At 71.6% G+C, this 8244-nt stretch carries 9 protein-coding genes and 1 riboswitch; of the genes, 5 read left to right on the top strand and 4 right to left on the bottom strand.

Translation table 11 applies throughout. The features are described 5' to 3' along the window. The 4 genes from AC3XYG_RS04580 to ftsY form a co-directional block, all read right to left on the bottom strand. The coding region (locus AC3XYG_RS04580; protein WP_489138633.1) for an SDR family NAD(P)-dependent oxidoreductase at window positions 1-233 on the bottom strand (233 nt) is incomplete at its 3' end. Window positions 234-241: 8 nt separating this feature from the next. After that, entirely contained in the window at window positions 242-2074 is a 1833-nt protein-coding gene (locus AC3XYG_RS04575) for an NUDIX domain-containing protein (protein ID WP_489138632.1), read from the bottom strand. Between the two features lie 34 nt (window positions 2075-2108). Beyond that, a complete protein-coding gene (locus tag AC3XYG_RS04570) occupies window positions 2109-3563 on the bottom strand; it encodes an AMP nucleosidase (RefSeq protein ID WP_489138631.1) in 1455 nt (484 codons plus the stop codon). Beyond that, window positions 3560-4519: a signal recognition particle-docking protein FtsY gene (gene ftsY / locus AC3XYG_RS04565; protein WP_489138630.1), complete on the bottom strand. Its 960-nt coding sequence runs from the start codon at window positions 4517-4519 to the stop codon at window positions 3560-3562. Before ftsY ends, AC3XYG_RS04570 begins: the two co-directional genes overlap by 4 nt. Window positions 4520-4710: 191 nt before the next feature. Here ftsY and AC3XYG_RS04560 point away from each other — a divergent pair, with 191 nt between their 5' ends. The 5 genes from AC3XYG_RS04560 to AC3XYG_RS04540 form a co-directional block, all read left to right on the top strand. Next, the gene (locus AC3XYG_RS04560) at window positions 4711-5559 is read left to right on the top strand and encodes a hypothetical protein (RefSeq protein WP_489138629.1); all 849 of its coding nucleotides are present in this window, start codon (window positions 4711-4713) and stop codon (window positions 5557-5559) included. A 66-nt stretch (window positions 5560-5625) separates the two neighbouring features. Then, window positions 5626-5724: riboswitch (TPP riboswitch) on the top strand. Further along, window positions 5715-6947, top strand: a complete 1233-nt coding sequence (gene thiO / locus AC3XYG_RS04555) for a glycine oxidase ThiO (RefSeq protein ID WP_489138628.1) — start codon at window positions 5715-5717, stop codon at window positions 6945-6947. (Overlaps the previous riboswitch by 10 nt.) Continuing rightward, window positions 6944-7147 carry a sulfur carrier protein ThiS gene (gene thiS, locus AC3XYG_RS04550; protein WP_489138627.1) on the top strand — a complete coding sequence of 68 codons (204 nt, stop codon included), beginning with the start codon at window positions 6944-6946 and terminating at the stop codon, window positions 7145-7147. Before thiO ends, thiS begins: the two co-directional genes overlap by 4 nt. Window positions 7148-7159: 12 nt before the next feature. Further along, entirely contained in the window at window positions 7160-7930 is a 771-nt protein-coding gene (locus AC3XYG_RS04545) for a thiazole synthase (protein ID WP_489138626.1), read from the top strand. 7 nt (window positions 7931-7937) lie between these two features. After that, window positions 7938-8244: thiamine phosphate synthase (locus AC3XYG_RS04540; RefSeq protein ID WP_489138625.1), on the top strand; the 307-nt coding region annotated here is incomplete at its 3' end.

The raw sequence follows: 8244 nt of genomic DNA, 5'->3' as shown, positions 1-8244 counted from the left end.
ACCGGTCCGAACGCCGCCTCGGCCCGGTCGAACAGGGCGCGGATGCCGGCCTCGTCAGATGCGTCGGCGGCGATGGCGACGGCCCGGCCGCCGGCCGCGGCGATCTCCGCCACGACAGTTTCGGCGGCATCAGCGTCCTGCCGGTAGTTCACGGCCACCGCCCAGCTGTCGCGGGCAGCGCGCCGGGCGATGGCGGCGCCGATGCCGCGGCTGCCGCCGGTGACGACCAGCAACCCGCCGTTCACAGCGACAGCAGCCGTTCGGCGAAGGCGGCGATCGGCGCGCCGTCGACCATCAGCCCGGCGGGCACCGAGAAGTGGCCCTGCGGCCGGACATGGACCTGTTCCTCCGGCACGCCCCAGCGCCGGGCGATGGCCTGGCCGCCGGCAAAGGGGGTGACGTCGTCCTTGCTGCCCAGCACCATGAACACGTTGCCGGTGTCCATCTCCGGCTGCCCGATCGGGTCGGTCAGCGGCCGCCAGCGGCTCAGCATCGCCTCATCCCAGCCCGCCGCCGCCAGGGCACGGTCCAGGCCGAAGGCGCGGGCGAAGGAGCCGCCGAAGGCGATCTCCTCGATCCCTTCCGAGGTGGTGAACAGCAGCAGCGCATCCGGCCGGCAGGCGGCGGGCCAGCTGCCGCAATGGCTGGCGGCCAGCTGCGCCGTCAGCGCGCCGAAGCTGATGCCGCTCCAGCCCACCGCGCCGGTGCTGGTCTGCCGGGCCCAGCGGGTCAGGATCGCGACCTCGCGCACCGCGGCCGAGAGATGGTCCAGCGCGCCGAGCGGCGTCGACGCCACCATCGGCTCGCCGGCATAGGATCCGGGGCGCTTGCGCCGTCCGTGCCATGGCGCCTCGACCAGCACCACGCGCAGGCCGCGCCGGACCAGGGATTCGATTTCCGTCAGCGGGCCGCGCAGATGGTCCGGCTCCATGCACACGCCGTGCAGATGGACCACGGTCGGCGGGTTGACCACGTCTGCCGGGGTGAACACCCGGGCCCAGCAGGCGCTGGCCACCGCCGGCTCCGGCGACGGGAAGGTCAGCCAATGGTCGGTGCCCAGCTCGCTCGGCAGCCGCCGGGTCTCCGCGATCACTGGCAGCACGTCCGGCAGGCGGTAGGCATTCTCGGCGTCGGCCAGCCGGGCGCCGTGCCTTGCATCGACCTCGGCCTCGGTCGGAATCTCCCAGCGGCAGGCCGGGATCTTGCGGTTGTTGCCGAACAGGGCGAAGCGCAGCCGGCTGGTGGTCAGGGCCGAAGCCGCGTCCAGCCGCGCCTCCTCCGCCGCCACCACATCGGCCAAAGGCGCGGTGGTGGAGAACAGCAGGCGCTGCCACTCCGCATCGGCCTGGCGGTGCACCTCGATCAGGCGGGACACGTCGCGCAGGGTGCGGCCGACCCAGACCGGCCGCTTGCCCAGCGCGTCGGGGCCGATCTCCAGCTCGGCGCAGAAGCGGTGCAAATCGCCATCGGCGGCGATCGCCGCGGCCAGGCTGCGCGATGCCGGCAGGAACCAGCCGCGCAGCAGGGCCAGCGACATGCCGTCGAACCAGGGGCGCGCCACCAGCCGGCCCAGCGGCGTCCGCATCAGCCGCATCAGATCCGGCCGCGCCTTCAGCCGCACCGGGCCGGGGTGCCGGCGGTGCAGCTGCCGCCGCCGGGCGGACAGGTGCAGCACCCGCCGCAGCTCCGGCCATTCGATCAGCGCGTCGGCCTCCTCCAGCGTCGCCCAGCGCGCCGCGGCGGCATCGTCGCCGGCCACAGGCTCGCCCGACCGCCACTCGGCCTCGACATCGACGATGGTGTAGTGCCACTCGACCCCGCCATCGGCGTGGCGATGGATCGAATCGACCGCGGTGACGATTCCGATCGCCTCGGCCTCGACCCCGGCCTCCTCGCGGGTTTCGCGCAGCGCCGCCTCGAACAGGGTCTCGCCCAGTTCCTGGCTGCCGCCGGGGATGCTCCACTGCCCGGCCTGGGGCGCCTTGCCGCGCTGGATCAGCAGCAGCTTGTCGTCGCGCCAGACCACGGCGCCGACGCCGATGCGGGGCCGATCCCCCGAGCGAGCGGAAGGCATCGGCGGCGCCTGGCGGCTGTCCTCCGGCATGGGTTTACTGGAACGCGACTTCGGCGAAGCTGCGCAGCTTGCGGCTGTGCAACTGCTCCAGCCCCAGCTCGCGCAGCCGCTCCATGGCGCGGATGCCGATCTCAAGGTGCTGGCCGACCTGCTGTTTGTAGAAGGCGTCGGCCATGCCCGGCAGCTTAAGCTCGCCGTGCAGCGGCTTGTCGGAGACGCAAAGCAGCGTGCCGTAGGGCACCCGGAAGCGGAAGCCGTTGGCGGCGATGGTCGCGCTTTCCATGTCCAGGGCGATCGCCCGGCTCTGGCTGAAGCGCTGCACCGGCTCGCTGTAGTCGCGCAGCTCCCAGTTCCGGTTGTCGATGGTGGCGACGGTGCCGGTGCGCATCACGCTCTTCAGGCTGTAGCCGGACAGGCCGGTTACCTCGCTGACGGCATGCTCCAGCGCGACCTGGATCTCGGCCAGGGCCGGCACCGGCACCCAGACCGGCAGGTCGGCGTCCAGCACATGGTCCTCGCGGACATAGCCATGGGCCAGGACATAGTCGCCCAGCTTCTGGGTGTTCCGCAGGCCGGCGCAGTGGCCCAGCATGATCCAGGCATGCGGCCGCAGCACCGCGATGTGGTCGGTGATGGGCTTGGCGTTGGACGGGCCGACGCCGATGTTGACCATGGTGATGCCGGAATGGTCCGGCCGGGTCAGGTGATAGGCCGGCATCTGCGGCAGCCGCGCCGCCGGGGTGCCGCGGCCGCGGCCGCCGGGCAGGGTCACCCGTTCGCCCGGCTCGATGAAGGCGTCGTAGCCGCCGCCGTCGCCCTGCATCAGCTCATGCGCCCGGCGGACGAATTCGTCGATGTAGAACTGGTAGTTGGTGAACAGGACGAAGTTCTGGAAATGCTCGCAGCCGGTGGCGGTGTAGTGCTTCAGCCGGAACAGCGAATAATCCGCCCGCGGCGCGGTGAACAGCGACAGCGGGTCCGGCGCGTCCGGCGGGGTCACGGCGGTGCCGTTGACGATGCTGTCATCCATCATCGCCAGGTCGGGCAGGTCGAACACGGCGCGCATGTGCAGCATGCGCTCACGGGTCAGGTCGCCCTCGACATGCATGCCGTCGGGGAAGGCGAAGTGGATCGGGATCGGCGTGTCGCTGATTCCGACCTCGACCGGAACCTGGTGGTTCTGGATCAGCTGGCCGATCTGCTCGGTCAGGTAGCGGTGGAACAGCGACGGCCGCGTCACCGTGGTCCGGAACGTCCCCGGCCGGTCGACGAAGCCATAGGACAGGCGGGTGTCGGCCCGGCTGAAATCCTCGACCGTGACCGAGACATAGGGATAGCAGGCGCGGATCCGCTTCGGCGGCTCCCCGCCGCTGGTGTAGTCGCGAAAGGCGTCGCGCAGCAGGCTGGTCTGGGCATCGTAGATCGCGTGCAGCCGGGCGACCGCGGCGGCGGCATCCCGGAACAGTTCTGGGGCGAAGGTCTCGGTCATGCTTCGACTCCCATCAGGGATTTGCCGAACTGGTCCGGGTCGAACGGTTTCAGGTCGTCGATGCTCTCGCCGACCCCGATCGCGTGCACCGGCAGGCCGAAGCGTTCGGCCAGGGCCACCAGCACGCCGCCGCGGGCGGACCCGTCCAGCTTGGTGACGATCAGCCCGGTCACCGCCGCCATGTCGCGGAACACCTCGACCTGGCTGTGCGCGTTCTGGCCGGTGGTGGCGTCCAGCACCAGCAGCACATTGTGCGGCGCCGTCGGGTCGATCTTCTTGATGACGCGGACGATCTTGGCCAGCTCGGCCATCAGGTTGTCCTTGTTCTGCAGCCGGCCGGCGGTGTCGATCAGCAGCACGTCGCGACCCTCGGCCCTGGCCCGGGTCAGCGCGTCGAAGGCCAGGCCGGCGGCATCGGCGCCGGGGCTGGCGGTCACGACAGGGCAGCCGGAGCGTTCGCCCCAGACCTGCAGCTGGTGCACCGCGGCGGCGCGGAAGGTGTCGCCGGCGGCGATGATCACGGACTTGCCGTCCTCACGCCACTGCTTGGCCAGCTTGCCGATCGTCGTGGTCTTGCCGGTGCCGTTGACGCCGATCACCAGCACCACCTGCGGCTTGCGGTCGGGCGACAGGGCCAGTGGCTTGGCCACCGGGCGCAGGATCTGCGCCACATGCTCGGCCAGGGCCCGGCGGACCTCGTCGCCCGATACCTCCTTGCCGAAGCGGGTGCGCGCCAGTTCGGCGGTCAGCTTGACGGCGGTGGCGGGGCCGAGATCGGCCTGGATCAGCAGCTCCTCCAGCTCTTCCAGCGTCGCATCGTCCAGCTTGCGCTTGGTGAAGATGCTGCTGATGCCGTCGGTCAGCTTGGCGGAGGAGCGTGAGAGCCCTTCCTTCAGTCGGGTGAACCACCCTTTTTTCGGCGCCCCTGCGCCGCTGTCGTTGGTCTGTTCTGTCATGCCCGCTGTCTTAACACGCCGCATGTGACCTTCGTAAGACGGCCCAGCGCGGGTCAGGGCCGCCGGCAACGAAGAGGACACGGGCTCCACCACCGCCGGCTGGCTGCGGCGGATCGATCATGCCTTGCGAAAGCCCGATTCCCGCGGGATTCAGGCCTGTCGACTGCGGTAGAGAAAGGGAGGGTGCGTTGATGAAGCATTTCAGCCGGCGGATGGCGATCGCCGCGATGGGATTGATGCTGGCGGGACCGGCCCTGGCCGACGCGCCCGACGCCGTGGCGCCGCGCACGGAATCCGACCTCCCGGACGTCACGCTGACGGCGCTGAGCGACCTGCCCCGGTCGCCGGAGAAGGGCGCTGTCGACCAGTTCTGCGACCACTACCGGCTGGTGCCGGAGTCGGATGCCGGCAAACTGGTCGCCGGGCGCGGCTGGATCGTGACGTCGGAGGCGAAGCTGGGATCGTACCAGGCGGTCAGCTTCGCCAGCGGGTTCGAGCCGGGCACCAGCGGCATCTGCTTTGCCCGCAACGCCAATATCGGGATCTTCAGCCAGGCCGGCCTGGTGGCGCTGGCCTATACGGCGAAGACGTCCAAGACGGTGCTCGGGCCGGTCGCAGCGCTCGAAGGCGATGCATTGCAGGTCTGGGGCGGGGATGGCCCGGGGTCGCCGATCGGCGAGATCCACGAGGTCCAGGGCGTGCTGCGCCTGCAGGCGAATGCGGCGGAACAGTCGGTCTGCAATGGCAAGGCGATCGTGCCCAACATCTATGACAAGTCGATCAAGGAGGCCCGCAAGCTCCTGGCCGCGAAGGGCTGGGCGCCGAAGGCCCCTGACGAGGCCCCGGGCGAGGGGGATGGGGCGGCCGGCCTGGCCAAGCACGGCATCATCGAGGCCGAAGCCTGCTCCGGCACCGGCGTCGGCTATTGCGCCTTCAACTACAGCGGACCCGCGGGGACCTTGAGCGTCACCACCGTCGGCGGGGATGGCGATGACGGCAGCCAGGACACCGTCGTCGGCTACAGCGCGCGGTGCTCCTGAACGGATGCCGACCCGGATGACCGGCAAAAAAGAGGTTGCGCCCGCCGTGCCGCGGGACTGAAATGGCGACATCGGCTGGGGTGCCCACCGTCACGGCGGGCTGAGATCATACCCATCGAACCTGACCTGGATCATGCCAGCGGAGGGAGCCTGAGGTGACTGGTATTCCGATTCCGTCCCCGTTGCGGGACGATCTTCCCGACCCCACGCCGCCACGCGGCGAACCGTTTGACGCGCCACCGCTGCGCGGCGCGAAACCGCGCGTCGCCATCATCGGCGCCGGCGTCAACGGCCTGGCCATCGGCTGGCGCCTGGCCCGGGCCGGCTGCCCGGTCGACGTCTACGACCGCGGGCCGGTCGGCCGCGAGGCCAGCTGGGCCGCGGCCGGCATGCTCGCCGCCGGGCTCGAGGCCGAGCCGGGGGAAGAGGCGCTGTTCGGCTTCTGCCGCCACGCCCAGGCGCTGTGGCCGGCCTTCGCCAAGGAGATCGAGGCCGCGTCCGGCCTGCCGGTCGGCTATCGCGACGAGGGCACGCTGGCAGTGGCCGTGACCCGCGACGATGCGGCCGAACTGGGCTTTTCCGTCGACTTCCAGACGCGGCTCGGGGTCACGCTCGAACGGCTGACCGGCGCCGGGCTGCTGCAGCGCGAGCCGATGCTGCGGCCGGGGCTGGCCGCGGCCGTGTACAGCCCGGCCGACCACCAGATCGACAATCGCTGGCTGGTGCCGGCCCTGGTCGAGGCGCTGCGCCGGGCCGGCGGCGCCGTGCACGACCATGCCGCGGTCGACTCCGTGGTGGTCGAGCGCGGCCGCGCCACCGGCATCGTGGTCGCCGGCACGACACGGCCGGCGGATGCGGTGGTGCTGGCCGCCGGCGCCTGGTCCGGCGCCATCGCCGGTATCCCGCGCGAGGCGCTGCCGCCGGTGCGGCCGGTGAAGGGCCAGATGCTGGCGCTGCAGATGGACCCGGCGGCACCGCTGCTGCGCCACGTGTTGTGGGCCGGCAAGGCCTATCTGGTGCCACGCCTCGACGGCCGCCTCATCATCGGCGCGACGGTCGAGGAGTGCGGCTTCGACACCACCGTCACCGCCGGCGGCATGCTGTCGCTGCTCGATGCCGCCTGGCGGGTGCTGCCGGGGATCGAGGAGCTGCCGCTGATCGAAAGCTGGGCGGGGCTGCGGCCGGGCAGCCGCGACGACGCGCCGGTGCTCGGCCCGTCGGCGATCGACGGGCTGGTCTTCGCCACCGGCCACCACCGCAACGGCATCTTGCTGCTTCCGGCGACGGTCGAAGCGGTGGCCGGCACCATCCTGCAAGGCCGGCTGCCGGCGGCGGCCGAACCCTTCCGCATCGACCGCTTCACCCGGATGGCGGAGGCCGCACAATGAACGTCGAGGTCAATGGCGTGACGGAGGCCGCGGCCGGCATCAGCGTGCTCGACCTGCTGGTCGGCAAGGGCATCGACCCGGCGGCGCGCGGCACCGCCGTGGCGCTGAACGACGCGGTGCTGCCCCGGGCGCGCTGGGCGGACCGCCACCTGGCCGCGGGCGACCGGGTCGAGATTGTCCGCCCCTTTCAAGGCGGCTGAGGAGAAATGGCCATGCAGGATCCCTTCATCATCGCCGGCGTGGCGCTGCAGTCGCGCCTGTTCATCGGCACCGCCGGCTATCCCAATCGGCAGCTGATGCTCGATTCGATCACCGCGTCGGGGGCCGAGATCGTCACCGCCTCGATCCGTCGGATCAGCCTGGAAGGCTATGCCGAAAGCCTGGTCGACCTGGTCGGCGACCGCTGGCGCCTGCTGCCGAACACCGCCGGCTGCATGACCAAACGGGACGCCGTGCTGACGGCGCAGCTGGCGCGCGAGGCGCTGGGCACCAACTGGCTGAAGCTGGAGCTGATCGGCGACCGCGAGACGCAGTACCCCGATGTCGCCCAGCTGGTCGAGGCGGCGGACGAGCTGGTGCGCGACGGCTTCGTGGTGCTGCCCTATTGCAACGACGACCTCGTCACCTGCATCCGGCTGGCCGACGTCGGCTGCGCCGCGGTGATGCCGCTGGGGTCGCCGATCGGCTCCGGCCTCGGCATTTCCAACCCGCATGCGATCGAGATGATCTGCAGCCGGGTGCCGGTGCCTGTCGTGCTGGATGCCGGCATCGGCACCGCCTCGGACGCGGCGCTGGCGATGGAGCTGGGCTGTTCCGCCGTGCTGCTGTCGACGGCGGTGGCCAAGGCGCGCGACCCCGTGCGCATGGCCCGGGCGATGGCCGCCGGGGTCGAGGGTGGTCGCCTGGCTGCTTTGGCCGGCCGCATCCCGAAGCGCCGCCTGGCCGACCCGTCCAGCCCACAGCTCGGCCTGATCGGCACGTGATGGGCGTATGACCCGGCTGCCGGTGCCGCCGCTGCTGCTGATCACCGATCGCCAGCAGGCCGCACGGCCGCTGGAAGGGGTGGTCGCGGATGCGCTGGTCGCCGGCTGCCGCTGGGTCAGCCTGCGCGAGAAGGACCTGACCGGGGACGATCGCCGCGCCCTGCTGCGCCGGCTGCGCGCCCTGGCCCGGCCGGTCGGCGCCATCGTCACCGTCCATGCCGACGCCGATGCCGCCGATGAGGCCGACGGGCTGCACCTCGCCGCCGGCGGCGATCCGGCCGCGGCCCGCCGCCGCCTCGGCCCCGCCGCCCTGA

The organism is Inquilinus sp., assembly GCF_057815775.1.
Note: the sequence above shows the minus strand (reverse complement) of the source record. Positions and strands in the feature narration are given on the sequence as shown.

What these genes read in the sequence shown, in the direction of transcription:
- AC3XYG_RS04575 (WP_489138632.1), bottom strand. Translation starts at nt 2,074, where the DNA reads ATGCCTTCCGCTCGCTCGGGGGATCGGCCCCGCATCGGCGTCGGCGCC.
- thiS (WP_489138627.1), top strand. Translation starts at nt 6,944, where the DNA reads ATGAACGTCGAGGTCAATGGCGTGACGGAGGCCGCGGCCGGCATCAGC.
- AC3XYG_RS04570 (WP_489138631.1), bottom strand. Translation starts at nt 3,563, where the DNA reads ATGACCGAGACCTTCGCCCCAGAACTGTTCCGGGATGCCGCCGCCGCG.
- AC3XYG_RS04545 (WP_489138626.1), top strand. Translation starts at nt 7,160, where the DNA reads ATGCAGGATCCCTTCATCATCGCCGGCGTGGCGCTGCAGTCGCGCCTG.
- ftsY (WP_489138630.1), bottom strand. Translation starts at nt 4,519, where the DNA reads ATGACAGAACAGACCAACGACAGCGGCGCAGGGGCGCCGAAAAAAGGG.
- AC3XYG_RS04560 (WP_489138629.1), top strand. Translation starts at nt 4,711, where the DNA reads ATGAAGCATTTCAGCCGGCGGATGGCGATCGCCGCGATGGGATTGATG.